Consider the following 22,418-nt stretch of genomic DNA (forward strand, 5'->3'; position numbering starts at 1 on the left):
ATGCTGATCGCCGAAGTACGAGAGTTTAAAAATACCCTTCTTTTTTTCGATCTTCCATTGCAGACTCACTTCGTTTATCATCTGCACGGTTTCCTCTTTCAGTTTGTTTCATCATAGCTACCTCAGCTACAATTTTTTCAAGAGTATCTGCCTCACTTTCTATCCCACCAGTAATAGTAATATCACCAAGCGTTCTAAAACGTACTTTTTTAGAATGTACTATTTCTTCCTCCCTTTTCAACAAATATTCAGACACGGGAATCCATGATTCGTTTCTCAAAACCACTTCTCTTTGATGAGCAAAATAAAGAGAAGGTACTTCTATCTGCTCTCTTAATATATAATTCCAAACATCCATTTCCGTCCAATTACTAATTGGAAAAGCTCTAAAATGCTCACCTTCAAAATGCTTTCCATTCAAAATATTCCATAGTTCTGGACGCTGATGTTTTGGGTCCCAAGATCCAAAATCATCTCGATGTGAGAAGAATCGCTCCTTCGCTCTTGCTTTCTCTTCATCACGTCTTCCACCCCCTATTGCACAATCTATATGATATTCTTCTATAGCATCCAATAATGTAATAGTCTGCAATGCGTTTCTCGTTGCATTTTTGCCTTTTTCTTCAAGAACTCTTCCTTTATTAATAGACTCTTGAACAGAACCTACAAGTAACTGAACACCTAATTCTTGTACCAATTGATCCCTAAATTGTATCGTCTCCGGAAAATTATGCCCCGTATCAATATGCATTAATGGAAATGGAATCGCAGCTGGGTAAAAGGCTTTCTTAGCCAAATGAGTAACCAAAATCGAATCCTTCCCTCCAGAAAAAAGAATAACTGGGTTTTCAAATTGCGCTGCTACTTCTCTTAAGATGTATATAGCTTCAGATTCTAATTCATCTAAATAGTTTAAATAATACTTACCCATCCCTCATTAGTTTATTTTCAATATACTTCAAAACAATACAAGCAGCCTCTTCTATTGTACAGGTCGAAGCATTAATTTCTAGATCAGGAGTTCTAGGAATTTCGTAAGGAGCGTCTATTCCTGTAAAATCTTTGATGAGACCTGCTCTTGCTTTTTTATACAACCCTTTTACATCTTGTTGTTCACAAACTTCTAGTGGCGTACTCACGTAGACCTCTATATATTTATCACTACCAACTATTTCTTTGATACGTTTTCTATCACGATCATAAGGGGAAATAAAAGCACCTAAAACAACTAAACCAGCATGATTAATCATCAAACTAGCTACTTCTGCAATACGTCGTATATTCTCTCTTCGATCTTCTGGAGAAAAGGTCAAATCATTACTCAACCCATTTCTCACACTATCTCCATCTAATATACAGGTGTGTATTTTTTTTTCTAATAATGATTGATTAAGCGCATTGGCAATGGTAGATTTTCCAGAACCCGACAAACCCGTAAACCATATCAGAAAAGGGTTATGGTTCTTTATAGCTTTAAGTTGTTCAATATCAACGCTAAAATTATGTGGAATAATATGTTCCTGCATACAAGTTCTATAATTCCTTAAATATACGATCTACAAGAATTAAAAAAGGATTCTTTCCAAAAAATCCTTCTCGATATCACTTTAGAGAATTCACCATAAAGTATGGGTTTAATAAATTCTCTTTATTGTACTGTAATGGTTGTTGTGTTTCTTGATTAATCACCTCTACTCCTACTGCTTTACAAATAGCATGTCCAGCCGCAGTATCCCATTCCATAGTAGGTGCAAAACGAGGATACATATGTGCTTCCCCTTCTGCTATTACACAAAATTTTAAAGAACTCCCTCTAGATACAATCGCTACTTTGTGTTTATTTTCAATTTCTGAAATAAACTGTTTTGTAGCTTCATTAAGATGAGAACGACTACCCATTATTTTAATTGGATTATCTTGTTTAGAAGGAGAGATTGCAACTGCATTGGTTATAATTTCTTCTATAGAAATTTCTTTTTCAGTATCGACTATATACTTATAGGAACTTGTCGCATCTTCTGATGTAAAGTACAAGGTTTTAGATACAGGGATATAAATAACACCTAAGAAAGGAGCTCCTTCATGTACCAACGCTATATTTACTGTAAACTCACCATTTCGTTTTATAAACTCTTTCGTCCCATCTAGTGGATCTACAATCCAACAACTACTCCAATCTTTTCTTTGAGCATAGTTTAATTGCTTATTTTCTTCGCTTATAATAGGAATATGTGTTGTTTCTAAATAGTCATTAATAATAGCATTTGCATTCTGATCTGCTATGGTTAATGGAGATTGATCATCTTTAACAATAACATCAAAATCTGTTGCATATATTTCCATAATAGCTTTCCCTCCATCTATTGCGGCTTTTATTGCGGTATGTAAATATGATGTTATCATTAGTTAGTAGATTCTATTATTTAGATATACGCTTTCGCGAAAGCGTAATTAACAAGCCCAGTATTCTATTCTTACTTTTTCCTGTTAATTACGTAGTTTACCATAAGTTCCAAAGAATCACGATACTCAGACTGAGGATAACTATGTAGAATTTCCAGCGCTTCTTGCTGAATTTTTTTCATCTGAGTAATTGCATACTCCAATCCTCCTTCATTTTTCACAAAGGCAATTACTTCTTTTACCCGTTTCTTATTGGTATTGTGATTTTTAATACTATTGATGAGCCAGTTTTTCTCCTTGACAGATACTTTGTTCAAAACGTAAATGAGTGGTAAGGTCATCTTTTGCTCTTTTATATCGATACCTGTAGGTTTTCCTATTTTATCATCTCCGTAATCAAAAAGATCATCTTTGATCTGAAATGCCATTCCAATAAGTTCTCCAAAGTGTCTGAGTTTTTCTACTTCTTCTTTGGAAGCATGAACAGCGCAGGCACCTAGAGCACAACACGCTGCAATAAGTGTTGCTGTCTTTTGGCGAATAATTTCGTAATAAATTTCTTCTGTAATATCGAGCTTTCTCGCTTTTTCAATTTGAAGTAACTCCCCTTCACTAATCTCTCGTACAGCGACAGATATGATTTGTAATAAATCAAAATCACCATTATCTATAGAAAGCAATAAACCTTTAGAAAACAGAAAATCTCCTACTAATACAGCAATTTTATTTTTCCATAATGCATTGAGAGAGAAAAAACCTCGTCGTCTATTACTATCGTCTACCACATCATCATGCACAAGACTGGCCGTATGAATAAGCTCAATCACAGAAGCACCTCTATAGGTACGGTCATTTACTTGTCCATTGCCCATCATTTTAGCGACAAGAAATACAAACATAGGGCGCATTTGCTTTCCCTTTCTGTTTACAATATAATGTGTAATACGGTTTAAGAGCGCTACTTTTGAACGCATAGAGAGTGCAAACTTTTCTTCAAAAAGTTCCATCTCATAGGATATAGGTTCTTTGATTTGCGCAACAACTTTCATAGAGAATCAAAGATAACGTCTTAATGCATTATAACATAAAAACGAAGTACTAAAACTCAACTCTTAATCAATATTAAGTTTACTTTTTTACAAAAAACATAAAACTTGATTTTTTAAATAAATATTTATGTACATTGTATTGTAATAAAAAAAATGAAAAATGAAAAAAATTACATTACTATTATCGGTTATTATCTTGATTATCTCCTGTCAAAAAGATGAATTAAATGAAGAAAGTTTAAATGGAGATAATATTGCAAAATTACAATTATTAAACAATGACGAATTTGAATTTTTTCCTTTATGTGAAAGTAATGACATTCCATTATTTATAGACAATCCATTTAATCATCCAAATTATCCAGATCAATTTTTTGCTCATGATGTTAGCGGGGTCTTTTCCGGTGTAACAATCTGTGAAGATGTTTTAGGCAATAGCACCCCACGTCGTGAATGTTATCCTTCTCAATTAAAAATTCAACTTGAAAGAGAGTTTAGTAAACATACTAATAATATTTTATGTAATCAAAAAGGAGTACAATGCCCTACTAATGGAGTATTAATAGGAACATATGTAGGGATAATTGATTTAGAATCCCAATTCAATGTTGATACTACTAATGGAGAAATATCTATAGATGAAGCTAATCATATGTACCACCAATTTATGTGTGAGCTCCTTGAATTAGATACAGAATCTTCTGAATATATAGTAGTAGATACTCTACATTGGGATTTTTGGGATATAACAGTAATACAATACACAATAAAATTATATGAAAATATTTAAAAAATAATTAATATTACTACCATAAAAAATGAAGCTTTATGTATTTTAAAGCTTCATTTTTTATTTGCCAGTTGTCCACAAGCAGCATCAATATCTTTTCCTCTAGAACGTCTTACCGTTACAGTGACTCCATTTGCTTCTAGTGTATTCACATAGTTATCTATTGCTTCTGGTGATGCTTGCTGAAATTGTCCATCATCTATAGGATTATATTCTATAAGATTTACCTTACTAGGTACTGCTTTACAGAAAGATAATAATGCTTGAATATCTACTTTACGGTCATTAATTCCATCCCAAACTACATATTCATAAGTAATGCGTTTTTTTGTTTTTGCATACCAATATTGTAAAGCTTCTTTTAACTCTTGTAATGGCATTTGCTCATTAAAAGGCATAATTTCAGTACGCACATCATCAAGCGCTGAATGAAGAGAAACAGCTAGATTAAACTTTACATTCTCATCTGCCATTTTCTTAATAATCTTAGGAACGCCAGAAGTAGATACTGTAATACGCTTTGGGGACATTCCTAATCCTTCAGGGGATGTAATTTTATCTATAGCCTTTAATACATTATTATAATTCATAAGAGGTTCTCCCATACCCATAAACACAATATTAGACAAAGGCCTATCATGATACAATTTACTCTGACGATCTATGATCATTACTTGATCTACAATTTCATCAGGATTCAAATTACGCATACGTTTAAGACGAGCGGTAGCACAAAATTTACAATTTAAACTACACCCTACTTGTGAAGATACACATGCTGTAGTTCTAGTATTGGTTGGAATTAATACCGATTCTACTACAAGTCCGTCGTGTAACTGCACTGCATTTTTAATAGTCCCGTCATTACTACGTTGCATTTGATCTACCTTAATATGATTGATCACAAAATAGGTATCTAACAACTCTCGTGTAGCTTTTGAGATATTGGTCATATCATCAAAGCTATGAGCGCCTTTCTGCCATAACCATTCATATACTTGATTTCCGCGAAAGGCTTTATCTCCTTCAGAAACAAAAAAATCTCTCAGTTGTTCTTTAGATAATTTACGTATGTCTTTTTTCTGTGTAGTCACGTTGCAAATTTAGGCTTTTCGCAAGGAATTAAAGTGTATAAAAAAACTCAAGCAAATATGCTTGAGTTTTTTGTGTATTAGATTTCCACTTCCGCGGAAATTAGATAATAAGCATGGCATCACCATATGAATAAAATTGATACCCTTCTTTTATAGCTTCATCATAAGCTTTCTTCATTAAATCATGTCCTGCAAATGCAGAAACCATCATTAATAATGTAGATTTTGGAGTATGGAAATTTGTAATCATACAGTTTGCAATACTAAAGTCATATGGAGGAAAAATAAACTTATTTGTCCACCCTTCAAATTCGTTTAATGTATTTGCACTAGACACTGCACTTTCAAGTGCTCTCATCACAGTTGTACCTACTGCGCATATTCTACGTTTTTCTGTAATAGCTCTATTAATAGTATCTGTGGCTGGCTTACGGATATACGCTTCTTCGCTATCCATTTTATGCTTAGACAAATCTTCTACTTCTACGGGACTAAATGTTCCTAATCCTACATGTAATGTAACCTCAGCAAAATTAACGCCCTTTATTTCAAGACGTTTTAGTAAGTGTCTTGAAAAATGTAATCCAGCCGTAGGCGCTGCTACAGCCCCTTCTTCTTTTGCATATATGGTTTGGTAACGCTCTTGATCTTCTGGCTCTACCTCTCTTTTAATGTACTTAGGTAGTGGTGTCTCTCCTAAATCTGTAAGCTTTCTTCTAAACTCTTCGTATGAACCATCATATAAGAAACGTAAGGTACGTCCTCTAGAAGTAGTATTATCAATTACTTCTGCCACAAGACTCTCATCATCTCCAAAGTATAATTTATTTCCAATTCTAATCTTACGAGCAGGATCCACTAAAACATCCCAAAGACGTGTTTCTGAATTTAATTCTCTAAGTAAAAAAACTTCGATACGCGCTCCCGTTTTTTCTTTGTTTCCATATAAACGTGCAGGAAATACTTTTGTATTATTAAGAACCATCACATCTTCTGGATCAAAATAGTCAATCAAATCCTTGAACGTCTTATGTTCTATGGTCTGATCTTTTCTATTAAGAACCATTAATTTTGATTCATCGCGATTTTCTGCTGGGCGTTCTGCAAGAAGCTCTTCTGGTAAGTTAAAGTTGAAATGTGATAATTTCATCCGTTGGCAAAGTTTTTAGTTATGTATGGTATTTATTTGCTTTCGCGAAAGCGTATATAACAACACAATCGTTTTTGCAAGATGGCAAATATACAATCTCGGGATAGGGGTTGTCAAGTAATTAATGAATTATCTCTTGTTTAAACCCTAAAGTTTTCAAATCTTCCCAAAAATCAGGGTATGATTTTGATACAACACCGGCATCTTCTATACAAATAGGAACAAACAATCCAAGAGGTGCAAATGCCATAGCCATTCTATGATCATGGTATGTTGCTATAGTACAATTTTCCTTTATAGGGGTTATTCTTGTCTTTAGATGCAAGGTTTTATCTGTAACTTCAATATCACCGCCTAGTTTTGTGATTTCTGCTTTGAGTGCTTCTAATCGGTCGGTTTCTTTTATTTTAAGTGTATGCAATCCTGATAAATCACATGCAATTCCCAATCCAAAACAGCTCACTGCTATAGTTTGTGCAATATCTGGACTATTACTTAAATCCAATGTTAGTGTTTCTGGAAGTTCCTTATGAGCATCTAATCGCAGAGTTAATGCATGATTTTCAAAATGAGAGGTCACACCCAATTCTGTATAAATTTTTGCGAGTACTGCATCACCTTGTAAACTATCTTTTTTATAACTAGAAATGGTGATCTCTGTAGGATGACTATCCTTATGCTTATGCATTAAAGCAACTAGGCTATAATAATAAGAGGCACTACTCCAATCTGATTCTACTGTAATTGTTTTCGACAATTCACCTAATGCTGCAGGTTGAATTTTTATAGATTGTCCTTCAAAACTTGCTATTATATCTAATTGATGCAAGAGTTGCAATGTCATATTTATATAAGGAACAGATGTAATTTTCCCTTCTAGGGTTATGATGAGTCCCTCTGGAAGTGTTGCTCCTATAAGCATTAATGCTGAGATATATTGACTACTTACATTTGCTTTTAGGGTCACTTCATTTTTGGTTAAAGAAGTCCCTTGAATACATAAAGGCGGATATCCTTCCTCTTTTTGATATTCTATTTGAGCACCTAATGATCGTAATGCATCTACAAGTATCCCAATAGGGCGTTCTTGCATACGCTTACTTCCTGTTAAGATTGTTTTACGGCCTTTTTGGATTGCAAAATAAGCAGTAAGAAATCTCATAGCTGTTCCAGCATGGTGAATGTCTATAGTTTCAGCATCACTTAGCAACGCTTTTTGCATTAGCATCCCATCATCACTATTAGATAGGTTTTCTATGGCAATTCCTTTAAAAAGGGCTTGTAATAACAACAATCGATTGGTCTCGCTTTTAGAACCTGTTATTTTAATAGCACCCGTAAGGTGTGTATGTGTATTTTGTATGTTAAGAAGCATATGGTATTCTATTTAAGCTTCTCATTATTATGATGTCTATCATGATCACGCTTTGTCTTGATATCTAACTTTTTATCAAAAGCCTCTTGTAAGTTTACCCCTGTTTGATTTGCTAGGCATAACACTACAAACATAACATCTGCCAACTCTTCGCCAAGGTCTTTATTTTTATCACTTTCTTTCTCACTTTGCTCTCCATAACGCCTAGCTATAATACGCGCTACCTCTCCTACTTCCTCTGTAAGTTGTGCCATATTTGTAAGTTCGTTAAAATAACGAACACCATGGTTTTTAATCCAATCGTCTACGGCTTGTTGTGCATTTGAAATATTCATGGTTATTTTTTTTTCAAAACTACTTTTTCTTTTTCTTTAGCCACAATTTGTGCGTAGAAATTTTTGATTTCATTATAAGCATCTGCTTTCACTAAGGTACTATTGCTTTTAAAAGAACTCAGAACTTGTATGCTTTGATCATTTACTTGTTTAAAAGCTATTTTATAGGACCCTAATCCACCTGAAAGCTTTAGTTCTATAGATTCGGGCATACTATCTACCGTATATTCTTTGGGTAATTTAAAGGTAATTGTATTTTCAACAATTCTAGGATATATAAAATCTATAGGAAGTTCTCTATTTGAAGCTTTAAATGGGTTTTCAGGTTTTTCTAAAAATAAATGCGGAGAAAGGTACATTTTATCATCTACAATCTCTGTATAATTAGATGTTTTAAAACCATAAGAAATCATCGTTGGTTTTGATGAGTTTTCAAGTTCAAAAACAACATCATACACATTATTTTCATTTATGATTTCTTTCAGAACATCTTCTTGATAATCTTGATCTTCCCCTTTAAGTATATTTCTAATAGATAGCCCTTCATTATTTGAATATTTCTGACGGCATTTGCCTGAAATTTCTCCCTTTTTATTTATAGAAACTATAATAGAAGATTTATTATCAGAATGTTCACTTGAAAACAATGGAATAGACAAAGATTCTCCGTTTTCCTTTAAAAGTCTACCTTCCCAATTCATTACACGTTCTGGTAATAAACCTGGATATAAATTTTTACCAGAAGCATCCATTAGGATCCACTTATTATCATAATAAACTGCCGCTATAGCATAATCAAAACCATCTACCGTTGGAAATATAGGAATCCCATTATCTTTAGTACTTGCCATAACTGGCGCTGCTTTTAGCCCCATTCTTTTTAATAGAGATACTAATAATGTATTAATTTCATAGGCTGTGCCCTTTTTTTGATAATAAGCTTTCTTTAAATCTTGTGACCTATACTTATTTATTCCTCTATCCCAAGTCATTCTATCTTGTATATAGTTATAGGCAAAATTCATTCTATCTAAGGTTGCTACAGACTTTCGTTTTAAAGTATCACTTACACCTTCTAAAAAACTAGCTCTATCAATTTGTCCGGCAACACGTGCTGGATTATTTAGATATTCTGCTACCTCATCCCAACTTTTAGCTCTTTTTTCTTTAATCCCTTTTTTAAATTCTACCGTTGCCAATTCATAAACAACAGATATCCTATAATTTTCCATGTTATTTACAAAGGGCTCTTCTTTTAAGGCTGGAATATCTTGAAGATGATACTCTGAAACAATATCGTTATATTTTATTCTATTTGTGAGTGTCTTACTAGTTCTTCCACCAAAAGGGTTTCTGAGTTCAAAACTGGCATTTTCTTGACGAAGCTTTACATAATCATTAGAGATAATATCTCTATACCCTTTAATAAACTTATTATAATCAAAAAATTGAGGGGATTCTATGATAGCAAATGCATTTTTAACAGGAATATCTTCTTGAAAAATAACATCATCTATCTCATAATAGGAAGACTCTACAGTGTATTTATATTCAATAATAGTTCCTTGTTTAACTTCAGGCATTGTTATAGTAACTTCATCTAAATTTTCATTAATCCTATTTTTTATAATACGTTCCTTGGGAGTTTTGATTTTAACTACTTCACCACCTTCTATATTGTACGTGTAAGCTTCTACCTTTTTTACAGCCTCTGACTCTCTCCCTTCATTAAACAATTGTATCTTTTTTGTGCCATAAGAAAACCCTGAGATACTGTTGATCTTTATTACCTCATGCACTGTTGTATACAAAAGCCAACCATCAAGATCATCACGATATTCAAAATTCGTTCTTCTATACTTATTTAAAAAAACAGCAGGCGCTGCCTTTTCTTCCTTACTTAAGGGAATATCAAAATGTTCTTTACTAATCTTCCCTAATTTAAATTCCTGGGCATTTAAAGAGGTAACAAAAGAGAATATTAATAAAAGAAGAACCGTGTATCTCATTTTCTGTTTTTATATTTTTATTTGCTTTCGCGAAAGCGTATACTTAAAAAACTTACGTTTTCACTAAAACTATTTTTTCTTTTTCTTTGGCTACAATTTCTGAATAAAAGTCTTTCATTTCATTATAAAATGAAGATTCAACAAGTGTTTTACTCAATTTGAGTACGCTTGTAAGTTGTATGCTATTTTTATTGTTTTGAACAAAAGTTAATTTATATGAGCCTACTCCTTGCGGTAATTGAACTTCTAAAGGCTCTGGGATATATTCTACTTCATATCCTTCGGGTATGTTAAGTGTAATATTATTTCCAATCCACTGAGGATATTTAAAATCTATTGGATAAAATCGTTCTTCACTTTTAAAAGGGTTTTCATAATTTCCAAGAAATAGTATTGGAGAAATAAATAGTTTTTCTCCTATAAACTCAGATTTATTATCTAACGCAAATGCAAATGATATGATAGCTGGTTTTGACTTATCATCTAACTTAAATTTAAAATTATTGATTGTTTCTAAGCTTAGCCGATTCTTTACTATTCCTTGCTTTTGAACTTCATTTATTTCTGACAAATCATTTCTTATTTCTGAGCCATAATTTCTAGAAAATGACTGCCTACAATTACCTTTAATGTATCCATCACTAGTAATATTTGCAATAATAAAAGATTGTTTTTTAGCATATTTTGTAGAAAATAAATTAATGGGTTTAGATGTTCCGTTATCTGCTAATAATCTTCCTTCCCAATTCATAACTCGTTCTGGAATCAAGCCCGGAACGAGGTATTTATCTGTTGCATCCAACAAGATATAACCCCCTTCATATTCTACAACACCAATCACATAATCGAGTCCTTCTAAAGTAGGATATATAGGCACCCCATGATTTTTTGTGCTCGCTAGTACAGGACTTGCATTCAAGCCTATTTTCTTAAGTAATGCAACCAGCATAAAATTAATTTCATAAGAATTCCCCACTTTATCCTTAAATGCTTTTTTAAGATTACTTTCTTTATAAAAGTTTTTATTCCCATCCCAATTCATATGGTTTTGTATATATGAATAAGCCGCTTCTATTCGCTCACGTATCGAACCTGTGTTCTTAATTTGCTGTGCATATTCATTTAAAAAAGAAGTATTAGGCATTTTACCTTCAGGGTAATAATTTTCATACCACCTTTTCAATACATCATCCCATGTTTTGGATACAGTTTCTTTTACTTCCCTATTATATTTTAATGACACTAACTCATAAATAACAGATGCTCTATAATTTTCAAGATTATTGACATAGTTTTCTTCTCTCATAACCGACAGGTCTTTAAAAGTATATTCTGTCACTATTTCATTATACTTGAAATTTGTTGTTAAAGTACGTTGTGTACGACCTCCAAAAGAATTTTTCTGTTCTCTACTAAAATTCTCATTACGCTGTTCTATAGATTTTTTGGGTGTTACATCTAGAAATCCTTTTACAAAAGTATTGTATTCAAAAAACTGAGGAATCTCAATTTTGGCGATCATACTTTTAACAGGAATATCTTCTTGGATGATTACATCTTGTATTCTTAAAAAAGTAGATTCAATAGTATATTGATATTCTATAATAGTTCCTTTACGTACTGAAGGAAGCACTAAAGACACTTCATCAAGATGTTCATAAACGTTATTGGATAATATATTTTCTTTCTCTATTTTCTTTTTATCTATCTTTCCATCTTCTAGGTTATAGGAATATCCTTCTACTTTTTTCAATTCATCTATATTCCTGCCTTTTTTAAATATTGGTATTTTATGCGTCGCATATTTGTATCCATCAGCAGAATTGATCAGAATAACGTGATGAATCATTGTATTTACAAGCCAACCATCTAGATCATCTTTGTATTCAAAATGTGTTCTTCTCTCTTTATACAAGAATACAGCTGGAGCTGCTTCCTGTTCTCCGTTTAAAGAAATATCAAAATGTTCTTTTTTTATTTTACCAACTTTAAAATCCTGCGCATTTGCTACAATGACAAACAACATTAATAGAGTTAATAATTTATATTTTATATTCATAATTTGACAAGAACTAGTTTTTTAAATTTCTAAAGGTTCTTCAAAAATTTCTTTTAATCAAACAGTGACATTGATTAATGAAGTTTTATATATACAACAGATACCAACAGTTAATACATTCAAGAGCTATTTGCGACTCCTTATTTCATCATTTTAATACCTGCATAACACACGCAAATTATATTTGTTATGAAAAAAGATTACACTGCATATACTTAGTTGAAGCAAATACTTTATAACATTTGACATATGTAACCTATGATTTTACAAAAACAATTTTTTCTGCTTCTTTTTCTATTCTAGCTTTAAAGAAAGCTTTTAAATCTAAATATCTATCAAATGGAAATACACTCGTATTAATTTCATATTTAGATGCTATTTGAATAAAATTAGCATTTTGAGAAAGGTTTAAAGAAAATGAACCTAAATTATCTGGTAGTCTTATACTTAATGATTGCGGTATACTTTCAACTTGATACCCTTCAGGGACTATTATTTTAATAATTCCTCTTTTTCTTTTTGGAAATCCAAAATCAATAGGGTACTTACGTTCTTCTTTGAGAAAAGGGTTTTCTTCCAATCCCATAAAAAACATAGGAGAAACATATAATTTATCTCCTATTTCATCTACTACATTTTCCATTTCAAAATCAAAAGATACTGTAGTGACATTATTCACATCATCATTACTATCTATAGCAACTTCATCTATCATACAATTTGAAGTTTCATAAGGAACGATATTTTTAATATTCTTTTCACTTAAATCTTCTACATAAGATTGTATATCCATAGAGTAATGACCTGTAGATTTTTCTCTTGCATCTCCACTTACAACAAGGTCTTCATCTATAGTAACATTGATCATAGTGTCTTTAGATGAAAAAGCTGTTTTTGTCAAATCTATCCAAAAAAGGTTGTCTTTATCTTTCAAAACATATCCTTGCCAGTTTAACAGTTTTTCTGCAATCATACGATAACTTGAATCATCTTGCGCAAGATCAAAAACTTTTCTTTCTCCATTGATAACAGCAGTAGCTAGCACATAATTAAAAGCTTCTACACTAGGGGTCATAGGAATCCCATTTGCTTTTGTAGATGCAAGAACTGGGTCTGCCTCAATACCTATACTTCTAAGCATAGAGATAAACAACCCGTTTACATCTCCATTATCTCCCTCTTTTTTCTTGAAAGTATCTCTAGAACTATTATTATCTGAAATAAACCCATATCGCCCATTCCATTTTATTTCTTTCTTGAGATAATTATAAATAAGTTTTGCTTGTTTTTCTTGATCTTTTTCACCCCCCAATAAAGCTTCCACATCATCATCATACGATTTTATAGCTTTAAACGTTCTCTGAAAATCATCTAATTCCAACAAAAACTTTCCAATATCTTCAAACGAACTTAGTTTTAAAAAATCCTGAAAACCTGTAAACTTAAATTGAATTTTAGACCTAAAAAGGTCCATATCATACACATAGTTTTCTTCCTCAAGAGGTGCAACATCTGATGCTGTAATTGTGGTTGTTTTACCACTTTGCTTTCTAGAAACCAGCAAAAAAGATCTTGGGTTTTGAAGGATTTTATAATTTGTTTCTGTATTATTTCGTATGATTAGATTAAGCCTTTTTATTGGAATATTATATTGCATATCAATATCAGAAACCGTAGATCGTGTTGCTTTATATTTGAATTCCAGAACACTTCCTACACTTACCTTAGGGAAGGTAAACTTTCTAATCTTAACTCCTTTTACCACCTCATCTTCAAACACAAGCTTTCTGTTTAGCTCTGTTTTTTCAATCTTGCCATCTACAATATTGTAAGTAGCTCCTTCTACTTTCTGGACATTAGGGTATGGAATAGAAACTGTGGCATAATCATATCCATTTTCAGTAAGGATTTTATAACGTTCTTTAACAATCACATATTCCCCAACCTGAACTTCTACAGATCTATACAGAATAACAGCATCTGCTTCTGGAAATTTAAAATCCTTTTCAGCACTTATCTCATCCATTTTTACTTCTCCAAATTTATAGAGCTGAGCATGAACAGTTAAACCCGTAATAAGAAATAAGTAAATAATAAAATTCTTTAACATTAGTATGATGGTTATTTGGTTAGTATAATTTTTTGATTATCTCCTTTAGCTATTTTTCTTCTAAAGGATCTATATGCCTTATATTGGTCTTTAGGGTACATACCTTCTTGGACTTTCAAATATCGTTTATACGTCAAGTCTCCATTTTCTTCCTTAACAATAGACATCGTATATTCTCCAAAATCTGATACTACCTGAATGGGCTCTGGTACAAACTTTACATTCATACCTTCTGGTAATTTTATCGTAACCTCATCTTCATAGTTATAGCTTCTGGATATCACCAAAGGCTGTTTTCTATCTTTATAACGTGTAGGGATATAGTTCGATCGTGTTACAAAATTTGCAGGTAAAATCATTTCTTCACCTACATATGTAGCATAAGAATCTGCACTAAACGTAACGTCTTCTTTAAAGACAACCTCATCTTTATTATTATCTAGTTGAATATCTATCAGTTTTAGATTATTGATATAGTCCCAGTATTCTTTATAGTATTCATTTTTATCTTTTGCATCTAAAAACTCAAGTCCAAAATGACTTCCATATAATATCCCTGTAGATTCTAGATGTACATCTCCTTCTATAGCTCCAGCTTCATTTACAGTAACTACACCTGTAGTAAGAAGTTTATTTTCCTCAAGATCATATTTTTTTGTTTTCATGATTTTTCCTCCTTCTGGAGTAATCACTAATGCATTCCTATCATCTGTAGATGCGCCAATATAACCAAAGGGGGTTTGCTGACTTGTACATTCCAACCAAACCATTTCTTCATCATTAGGAACCGCTAGAATCACATGATTTCCCTGAATAGATGTAAAATCTGGTGTAATATCTTCTTTTTCAGAACTTGAATTAATCACCGTATAGTAAGAAGGAATTTCTGCAACATCCATCAATGCCTTTGTATAATTAGTAAGTGCCTTACAATCTCCGTATCCTAACTGATCTACATCATTTGCGAGCATTGGTTTCCATCCCCCAATTCCTATTTGAACACTAATATATCGTGTTCTATTTTGCATATACTCGTAGACAATCTTAGCCTTATCAATAGCAGTAGGAGCGTCTTTTGTCAATGCTAAAATTTCTTTTCGTGTAGCTTCAGAAACTTCTTTTGTTTCACTTAGTAGGCTCTCATTCATCCATTTACCAAAACTATTCCAATCATCACCAATGCCTTGCACACCTTTAAGTTCAAAATGATTTAATCCAAACTGAATTTTTGGCACAATGCCAGAAATAGTGAGCCCTTGATTTTCAGGAACAACAGCTTTCACATTTGTTGCTTCCACAACAATTTTACCTGTCAATTCATTAATCTTCAACACACTATCATCATCATTATATACTTTATACTTAAGCTCTAATTCCGGTAATACTTCTATGGTGTATAGACTTTTTAATGTACTTGTATAGTAATCTTGAGCAGCATAAAATGGGCTTATAAAAGCAGTAGTTTTTGATTCTACTTCAGATTCAAAAACAATTGTATATGGATATTCATCTGGAGTATAATCTGCAAACATGATTCTAGACTCAGAATAAAGTGTCCCGCCTTCTACGGCGCTTACATCATTAAAATCTCTTTTCTTAACCTCTTTTATTTTTTCGCCATTTTTATCATAAACAGTAATTCCAATATCTTTAATCTTCATATTGTCATCATAATACTCATAGGCATTTACAGCTCTATTCCCATTTTTATTAAGAACTGTGATTACTTGATAAGTATTCACTATTTGCTTATCAATAGCAGGAATGTTTACAGATATTCTTTCATCTATAATAATACTATTTGCATCCTTTTTAAGGTCTTCAGGTATCGTATTACTTGAAAAGTTAAATGAATTTTGAGCAATAAGAAGTGTAGATTGCAGTAGTATGCAACATAAGATTAATAAACGCATTTCCCCTTTTTTGGGGTTAATATAAAGCTACTTACAGAGATAGCAAAAATTTATTGTTTGTTTTTTGAGTCTATGGTAATCGTAACAGGTCCATCGTTTAGTAACCTTACTTTCATATCGGCTCCAAACTCTCCTGTGTATACTTCTTTAGTATGCTTTCGCGAAAGCGTACTTATAAAATTTTCATACAAAGGAATCGCTACTTCTGGTCGAGCAGCCTCTAAAAATGAGGGGCGATTTCCTTTTTTTGTACTAGCATGTAATGTAAACTGACTAATCACTAAAAGGTCTCCATCAATATCTTTTACAGAAAGATTCATAGCCCCATTAGCATCACTAAAAATTCGTAATCCTATAATTTTATTAGTTAGCCACTCTATATCTTCTTGTGTGTCTTCATGAGTGATTCCTAGTAAAATCAAAAAACCCTTCTCTATACTCGATTTTACCTGATCATTAATAGTCACAGACGCTTCAGAAACACGTTGTATAATTATTTTCATAACTTAATGAGATGCATATTGATCTTTTCGGTATTGCTCTTCATCTCCTTCCATAATTTGCACATAACTTTTGTAACGAGACCAATGCAATTCATCATTATCTAATGCATCTTTTATAGCACATTTAGGCTCTTCCAAGTGTAGACAATTATTAAACTTACACTCGCTTTTTAATGCAAAAAATTCTGGAAAATAGTTTCCAATTTCTTCTCGTTCCATATCAACAATCCCAAATCCTTTAATTCCTGGAGTATCAATTATTTTTGCATCAAAATTAAGATCATACATCTCTGCAAAGGTAGTTGTATGCTGACCTTGCATATGTTGCTCACTAATTGCTTTGGTTTTAAGGTTAAGGTCAGGCTCTATAGCATTAACAAGGGTAGATTTACCTACACCGCTATGCCCTGTAAACATATTTACCTTGCCTTCCATTTGTTTTTTAACGGCATCAATATTGGTTTCTTTCAAAGCAGAAATACCCATGCACTCATACCCTATCTCTCGATACATTGCTGCTAGGAATTTAATTTCAAGCAGCTCATCTTCTGTATACGTATCTATCTTATTAAAAAGTAATATGGCATGTATTCCATATGCCTCTGCAGTAATTAGAAATCTATCAATAAAAGCGGTAAACGTAGGTGGATTGTTTAATGTAACGAGTAAAAAAACTTGATCTATATTTGATGCAATGATATGTGTTTGCTTAGATAAGTTTACCGATTTACGGATTATATAATTTTCTCTTTCTTGAATATGAGTAATAACACCTGTCGCGACATCACTTTTTGTATCAAGGTCAAAGTCTACAACATCTCCTACTGCGACTGGATTTGTACTCTTTATTCCTTTGATACGAAATTTACCTTTAATTCTACACTCATACCATTGCCCATCGTCTGTCTTTACGGTGTACCAACTTCCAGTAGATTTATATACAATTCCTGTCATACTTACTAATTATAGCAAAAATAGTTACTTTTTACATACGAATTGATTTAATTTGCTTTTGTAAAAACCATTTAAATACAATTCATTATGAAAAAAATCTTACTAGCATTCGCTTTTGTTTCATTATTATCACTAGATATTCAAGCACAGCAGTATGAAGTAAAAATTGTAACTTCTATAGAATCTATCGTACCTAATGGATTAGGTCGTAGCCGCCTTGTATCTGCAAATGACGCTAGAGACTATAAAGAGTTTACAACTACACAAACCGAAGAAGACAATAGCCGTAACAAATCAAAAAGAGCAGAAATTAGAGTAAAAGGTTTTGATGAAACAAAACTTTTAAACTTTTATAACCTTGGAGGTATTCGTTTTCAGAACATTGCATCTAATGACGCACTTATCGAATCAAAGATTAACGATATGTTAGCTCAAGGATGGGATCTTGCTTTTGTTGCTAGTGCTGTAGAAAGTGAAGGTGGAAAAGGAGATGGAAAAGGTATTTTCATTACTAGATACATCTTTAAAAGATTAAAACAATAGTAACGATTAGAAACTTTTTCTAAACGAGTATAAAGTAAAGCGTCCAATATGATTTTAATATATCATATTGGACGCTTTTATTATAGATACAATCTCAAAGAATATATTCTTATTTTGAATGCGCTATTTTTTGTTGATGATTAATAGATTCCTGGTGTATTGCTTTGAACACTCTAAGAATAAACTCCTCACTAAGGTTATTTTGCTCCCCTTCAAGAATCATTTTTCCTAAAATTTCATTCCAACGTTTTGTTTGCAGTATCGCTACATTATTATCTTTCTTAAGATGTCCTATTTGGTCTGCAATCTTCATACGTTTTCCTAAAGATTCTATAAGCTGATGATCTACCACATCTATCTGTGTACGTAGGGTATTAATTTTATTATTATACTCTACCTCACTTCCTTCTACCTTTCTAATTTTAAGATCAATCATCATTTGGATTAATGTATCCGGAGTAATTTGCTGTGCAGCATCACTCCATGCATTATCTGGATCATAATGTGTTTCTACCATTAAACCGTCGTAATTCAGATCTAATGCAGTCTGGCTCAGGTCATGAATAATATCACGACGTCCCGCTATATGAGAAGGATCTAAAATCAATGGCAGATCTGGAAAACGATTTTGAAGATCAATCGCTATTTGCCATTCAGGATTATTTCTATAACGTGTTTTCTCATAGGTAGAAAACCCTCTATGTATAACTCCTAAATTTTTAATATCTGCTGTATAAAAACGTTCTACAGCTCCTAACCATAATGATAAATCTGGATTAACAGGATTTTTTATCAATACTGTTTTATCAGTTCCTTTAAGTGCATCTGCTATATCTTGCACAATAAAAGGAGACACTGTAGTACGAGCTCCAATCCATAAAATATCTACATCATGCTCTAAAGCAAGTTCTACATGATTTGCATTTGCCACTTCTGTCGTGGTAAGCATTCCTGTTTCTTGTTTTGCTTTTTGTAGCCATTTTAATCCCAAGGCACCTACCCCTTCAAAATTACCTGGTCGTGTACGAGGTTTCCAAATACCCGCTCTTAATACAGTAGCATCCGTATCTTTAAGTTGATGTGCAATTTTTAATAACTGCTCTTCTGTTTCGGCGCTACATGGTCCAGCTATTACAAGTGGATGATCTAAACCAAAAGCATCCAACCAATTTCTAAGTTCTTTCTTATTCTCCATAGTATTACAAATTTATACCTCTTCAGGCTTATTCTATTCCTTTTAATATTTCTTTAATATGATTTGTATTTTCCATTTCTTTATGCACTCCCGTAAAATTATCTTCTTGCATTAATTTTTTAAAATGTGTCAGATTAGAAATATACTCATCTAGTGTTTCTAAAATGTTCTTCTTATTCTGTTTAAATATGGAGGTCCATGTAACGGGGTTACTTTTTGCAAGTCTTACGGTAGACGCAAAACCACTCCCTGCCATATCAAAAATATCTCGTTCGTTTTTCTCTTTATCGATCACTGTTTTTCCTAACATAAATGCACTTATATGCGATAAGTGTGATACATATGCAATATGCTTATCATGAGACACGGGGTCCATATATCGAATACGCATCCCTATAGACGTAAATAATTGCAAAGCCTTTTCTTGAAGTTTAAAACTTGTTTTCTCTACTTCGCAAATAATATTAGTCTTACCTCGGTAAAGTCCTTCTATAGCTGCCATTGGACCAGAAAACTCGGTTCCAGCAATAGGATGACAAGCCAAGAAATTTCTTCTTTTTTCATGTGTGGTTACACAAGCACAAATAGATGCTTTTGTAGACCCCATATCTATCACTAGGGTTTGATCAGTTATTTGATCTAATACTTCTGGAAGTACTTTTACAGCAGTATCTACTGGAATAGAAAGCACTACCATATCTGCATCTTCTATGGTAGAAATAGTCGCCTCCTCATCAATCAATCCTATTCGTATAGCTTCCGTTATATGACTAGGTGTTGTGTCTATTCCAAAAATTTGCGCTTTTGGATAGCATTTTCTAAGGTCTTTTGCAAAAGAGCCTCCGATAAGTCCTATTCCTATGATGTATATTTTTTCCAAAAGTTATTCTTCTTTATATGCTTTATCGTTACTCTCTCCCTGTGGTCGTGAATCTCACAAGTTCGATTTCGCGAAAGCGTTATTAAAATCGATCTATAGCTTTTTGTATTTGATCTTCTGTCACGCATAAACTAAAACGTATGTAGCCAGCTCCTTGACTTCCAAAAATAGTTCCTGGTGTTATAAATACATGTTTTTCAAGCAATACCTCATCTATAAAAACCTCAGCATCTACCCCATCAGGAAGCTTTGCCCACACAAAAAGACCAACGCCATTTTTCTCATACGTACAGCCTAATTTTTCTACAAGTGTATAGATACGCTCACGACGTTTTCTATATATGGTATTCATTGAGTCAAACCAAGAGGCATCAAGTTGTAACGCTGCAATAGCGCCTTGCTGAATACCGTAAAACATCCCACTATCCATATTTGATTTTACTTTCAGAATATGACTTATATGTGCTTGACTTCCCATAACCATACCTACACGCCAGCCTGCCATATTAAAACTCTTACTTAAAGAATTGAGTTCTAATGCAACATCTTTTGCGCCTGCTATAGAAAGAATAGATATTGGATGCTCATTAAGGATAAAACTGTACGGATTATCATTTATAATAAGGATCTCATTTGCTTTTGCAAAAGCGATCAATTCTTCAAAAAAACCATCTTTTGCAGTGGCCCCTGTAGGCATATGCGGATAGTTCACCCACATGAGTTTCACTTCACTCAAGTCCTTTTTCTGTAAAGCATCGAGATCTGGTAACCAATGATTTGTTTCTTCCAAATCATAAAATACAGGGACCGCTTCTACCAATTTTGTAACGGCACTATACGTTGGATACCCAGGATTAGGAATTAACACCTTATCTCCTGCATTCAGAAAGGCCATACTTATATGCATAATCCCTTCTTTAGATCCCATTAGAGGTAACACCTCTGTAGTTGCATCTACCAACACATTATAGTGTGTTTTATAAAAAGCAGTCATTGCTTCTCGTAGTTCTGGAATTCCGGTATAGCTCTGATATTGGTGCACTTTAGGGTTTTCTAAAGCAGTATGCAAAGCAGTTACAACCGCATCTGGCGCTGCTATATCAGGGCTTCCTATTCCCATATTTATGATAGGATGACCCGCAGCTTCTAAGGCACGTACTTCTTTTAGCTTTCGCGAAAAGTAATACTCCTTGGTCTCTTGTAATCTATTTGCTGGTTGTATCATCTCTTTTGATTTTTATATTCACCCAATACTTTAAAATCTTTAGACATAATTGATAAGACCTTTTTTGCTTTTTCATAATCGCTATAGGCATCAAAAGTTATATCTACAAAAAATGCATATTGCCAAGGCATCTCTATCACTGGCATTGACTGAATTTTAGTGAGATTAAGCTTGCAATCACTCATGATATTAAGAATGGTTGCCAAGCTTCCTCTTTTATGATCTGTTCTAAAACATATAGATGCTTTATTACAATCTGTATTGATTTGTTTTTCTTCTGTATTTAAAATGAAAAAACGAGTTTCATTATGTTTTATCGTTTGTATTTGAGGTGCTATGATATCCAACTCATAAATCTGAGATGCCGTTTCACTAGCAATAGCAGCAATTCCTTTGAGTTGTTCTTTTTGAATTTGATGTGCTACAGCAGCAGTATCTGTGGCTTCTACGAGTTTTATAGATGGATACTTTTCAAAAAACGAACGACATTGTATTAATGCCATAGGATGTGACCATACTTCTTTAATATCTTCTATTGTCTGTCCAGATAATGCCATCAGGTTATGCTGCACATCTAAGTAAAACTCTCCTTCGATGGTAAGTTTATGTTTATCTATAAGTGCATAATTAGGCAAAATGGCTCCTGCAATAGAGTTTTCTATTGCCATGACAGCAGCCGAAGCATTTCCAGACACCAATTGATCAACCAATACAGGAAAAGACATACATTCCAATACAGGTGTGGTAGCGTCAAAAAATGTTTGAGCTACTTTATGATGGAAAGAACCTTTTACCCCTTGAATTGCTATTTTCATTTTATTCCCGCGAAGG

At 32.9% G+C, this 22,418-nt stretch carries 20 protein-coding genes; 2 read left to right on the top strand and 18 right to left on the bottom strand.

The window, feature by feature from the left end:
• Positions 1 to 25: 25 nt before the first annotated feature.
• The 4 genes from cysD to CHB80_RS18970 all read right to left on the bottom strand — a co-directional run bounded on the left by cysD (position 26) and on the right by CHB80_RS18970 (position 3,452).
• Positions 26 to 931 carry a sulfate adenylyltransferase subunit CysD gene (cysD, locus tag CHB80_RS18955; protein WP_089373089.1) on the bottom strand — a complete coding sequence of 302 codons (906 nt, stop codon included), beginning with the start codon at positions 929 to 931 and terminating at the stop codon, positions 26 to 28.
• A complete protein-coding gene (gene cysC / locus CHB80_RS18960) occupies positions 924 to 1,526 on the bottom strand; it encodes an adenylyl-sulfate kinase (protein ID WP_089373090.1) in 603 nt (200 codons plus the stop codon). Before cysC ends, cysD begins: the two co-directional genes overlap by 8 nt.
• A 76-nt stretch (positions 1,527 to 1,602) precedes the next feature.
• Positions 1,603 to 2,403 (bottom strand): 3'(2'),5'-bisphosphate nucleotidase CysQ, encoded by an 801-nt coding sequence (gene cysQ / locus CHB80_RS18965; protein ID WP_089373091.1) that lies wholly within the window; start codon positions 2,401 to 2,403, stop codon positions 1,603 to 1,605.
• Between the two features lie 71 nt (positions 2,404 to 2,474).
• A complete protein-coding gene (locus CHB80_RS18970) occupies positions 2,475 to 3,452 on the bottom strand; it encodes a polyprenyl synthetase family protein (protein ID WP_089373092.1) in 978 nt (325 codons plus the stop codon).
• A gap of 160 nt (positions 3,453 to 3,612) precedes the next feature.
• Between CHB80_RS18970 and CHB80_RS18975 the strand changes: the two genes are divergently transcribed.
• A complete protein-coding gene (locus CHB80_RS18975; protein WP_089373093.1) occupies positions 3,613 to 4,242 on the top strand; it encodes a hypothetical protein in 630 nt (209 codons plus the stop codon).
• A 53-nt stretch (positions 4,243 to 4,295) separates the two neighbouring features.
• Here CHB80_RS18975 and rlmN read toward each other — a convergent pair whose 3' ends face one another.
• The 10 genes from rlmN to rsgA form a co-directional block, all read right to left on the bottom strand.
• Positions 4,296 to 5,336 carry a 23S rRNA (adenine(2503)-C(2))-methyltransferase RlmN gene (rlmN, locus tag CHB80_RS18980; protein ID WP_089373094.1) on the bottom strand — a complete coding sequence of 347 codons (1,041 nt, stop codon included), beginning with the start codon at positions 5,334 to 5,336 and terminating at the stop codon, positions 4,296 to 4,298.
• A 100-nt stretch (positions 5,337 to 5,436) separates the two neighbouring features.
• Positions 5,437 to 6,486, bottom strand: coding sequence for a tRNA preQ1(34) S-adenosylmethionine ribosyltransferase-isomerase QueA (gene queA / locus CHB80_RS18985; protein ID WP_089373095.1), 1,050 nt, complete (start codon positions 6,484 to 6,486; stop codon positions 5,437 to 5,439).
• Between the two features lie 121 nt (positions 6,487 to 6,607).
• Positions 6,608 to 7,861, bottom strand: a complete 1,254-nt coding sequence (locus CHB80_RS18990) for a 3-phosphoshikimate 1-carboxyvinyltransferase (RefSeq protein WP_089373096.1) — start codon at positions 7,859 to 7,861, stop codon at positions 6,608 to 6,610.
• Positions 7,862 to 7,869: 8 nt separating this feature from the next.
• Positions 7,870 to 8,196 (bottom strand): nucleotide pyrophosphohydrolase, encoded by a 327-nt coding sequence (locus tag CHB80_RS18995; RefSeq protein WP_089373097.1) that lies wholly within the window; start codon positions 8,194 to 8,196, stop codon positions 7,870 to 7,872.
• Positions 8,197 to 8,198: 2 nt separating this feature from the next.
• Positions 8,199 to 10,205 carry a DUF3857 domain-containing protein gene (locus CHB80_RS19000; protein ID WP_089373098.1) on the bottom strand — a complete coding sequence of 669 codons (2,007 nt, stop codon included), beginning with the start codon at positions 10,203 to 10,205 and terminating at the stop codon, positions 8,199 to 8,201.
• A 52-nt stretch (positions 10,206 to 10,257) separates the two neighbouring features.
• The gene (locus CHB80_RS19005; protein WP_089373099.1) at positions 10,258 to 12,264 is read right to left on the bottom strand and encodes a DUF3857 domain-containing protein; all 2,007 of its coding nucleotides are present in this window, start codon (positions 12,262 to 12,264) and stop codon (positions 10,258 to 10,260) included.
• A 256-nt stretch (positions 12,265 to 12,520) separates the two neighbouring features.
• On the bottom strand, positions 12,521 to 14,374 hold the full coding sequence (locus CHB80_RS19010) for a DUF3857 domain-containing protein (RefSeq protein ID WP_089373100.1): 1,854 nt from the start codon (positions 14,372 to 14,374) through the stop codon (positions 12,521 to 12,523).
• A gap of 11 nt (positions 14,375 to 14,385) precedes the next feature.
• Positions 14,386 to 16,287, bottom strand: coding sequence for a DUF3857 domain-containing protein (locus tag CHB80_RS19015; protein WP_089373101.1), 1,902 nt, complete (start codon positions 16,285 to 16,287; stop codon positions 14,386 to 14,388).
• A gap of 50 nt (positions 16,288 to 16,337) precedes the next feature.
• Positions 16,338 to 16,790, bottom strand: a complete 453-nt coding sequence (gene dtd / locus CHB80_RS19020; protein ID WP_089373102.1) for a D-aminoacyl-tRNA deacylase — start codon at positions 16,788 to 16,790, stop codon at positions 16,338 to 16,340.
• 3 nt (positions 16,791 to 16,793) lie between these two features.
• A complete protein-coding gene (gene rsgA, locus CHB80_RS19025; protein WP_089373103.1) occupies positions 16,794 to 17,744 on the bottom strand; it encodes a ribosome small subunit-dependent GTPase A in 951 nt (316 codons plus the stop codon).
• Between the two features lie 87 nt (positions 17,745 to 17,831).
• On the opposite strand from rsgA, the gene CHB80_RS19030 reads away from it, so the two are divergent.
• On the top strand, positions 17,832 to 18,287 hold the full coding sequence (locus CHB80_RS19030; protein ID WP_089373104.1) for a hypothetical protein: 456 nt from the start codon (positions 17,832 to 17,834) through the stop codon (positions 18,285 to 18,287).
• Between the two features lie 109 nt (positions 18,288 to 18,396).
• Here the strand turns inward: CHB80_RS19030 and CHB80_RS19035 are convergent, their stop codons facing one another.
• The 4 genes from CHB80_RS19035 to CHB80_RS19050 all read right to left on the bottom strand — a co-directional run bounded on the left by CHB80_RS19035 (position 18,397) and on the right by CHB80_RS19050 (position 22,402).
• On the bottom strand, positions 18,397 to 19,482 hold the full coding sequence (locus CHB80_RS19035) for a chorismate mutase (RefSeq protein WP_089373105.1): 1,086 nt from the start codon (positions 19,480 to 19,482) through the stop codon (positions 18,397 to 18,399).
• Between the two features lie 28 nt (positions 19,483 to 19,510).
• Entirely contained in the window at positions 19,511 to 20,362 is an 852-nt protein-coding gene (locus CHB80_RS19040; protein ID WP_089373106.1) for a prephenate dehydrogenase, read from the bottom strand.
• An 82-nt stretch (positions 20,363 to 20,444) separates the two neighbouring features.
• Positions 20,445 to 21,587: a pyridoxal phosphate-dependent aminotransferase gene (locus tag CHB80_RS19045; protein ID WP_089373107.1), complete on the bottom strand. Its 1,143-nt coding sequence runs from the start codon at positions 21,585 to 21,587 to the stop codon at positions 20,445 to 20,447.
• A complete protein-coding gene (locus CHB80_RS19050) occupies positions 21,584 to 22,402 on the bottom strand; it encodes a prephenate dehydratase (protein WP_089373108.1) in 819 nt (272 codons plus the stop codon). The genes CHB80_RS19045 and CHB80_RS19050 overlap by 4 nt, the downstream gene beginning before the upstream one ends.
• Positions 22,403 to 22,418: the final 16 nt, after the last annotated feature.

This window comes from Dokdonia pacifica (assembly GCF_900188275.1).
Taxonomy (GTDB): domain Bacteria; phylum Bacteroidota; class Bacteroidia; order Flavobacteriales; family Flavobacteriaceae; genus Dokdonia; species Dokdonia pacifica.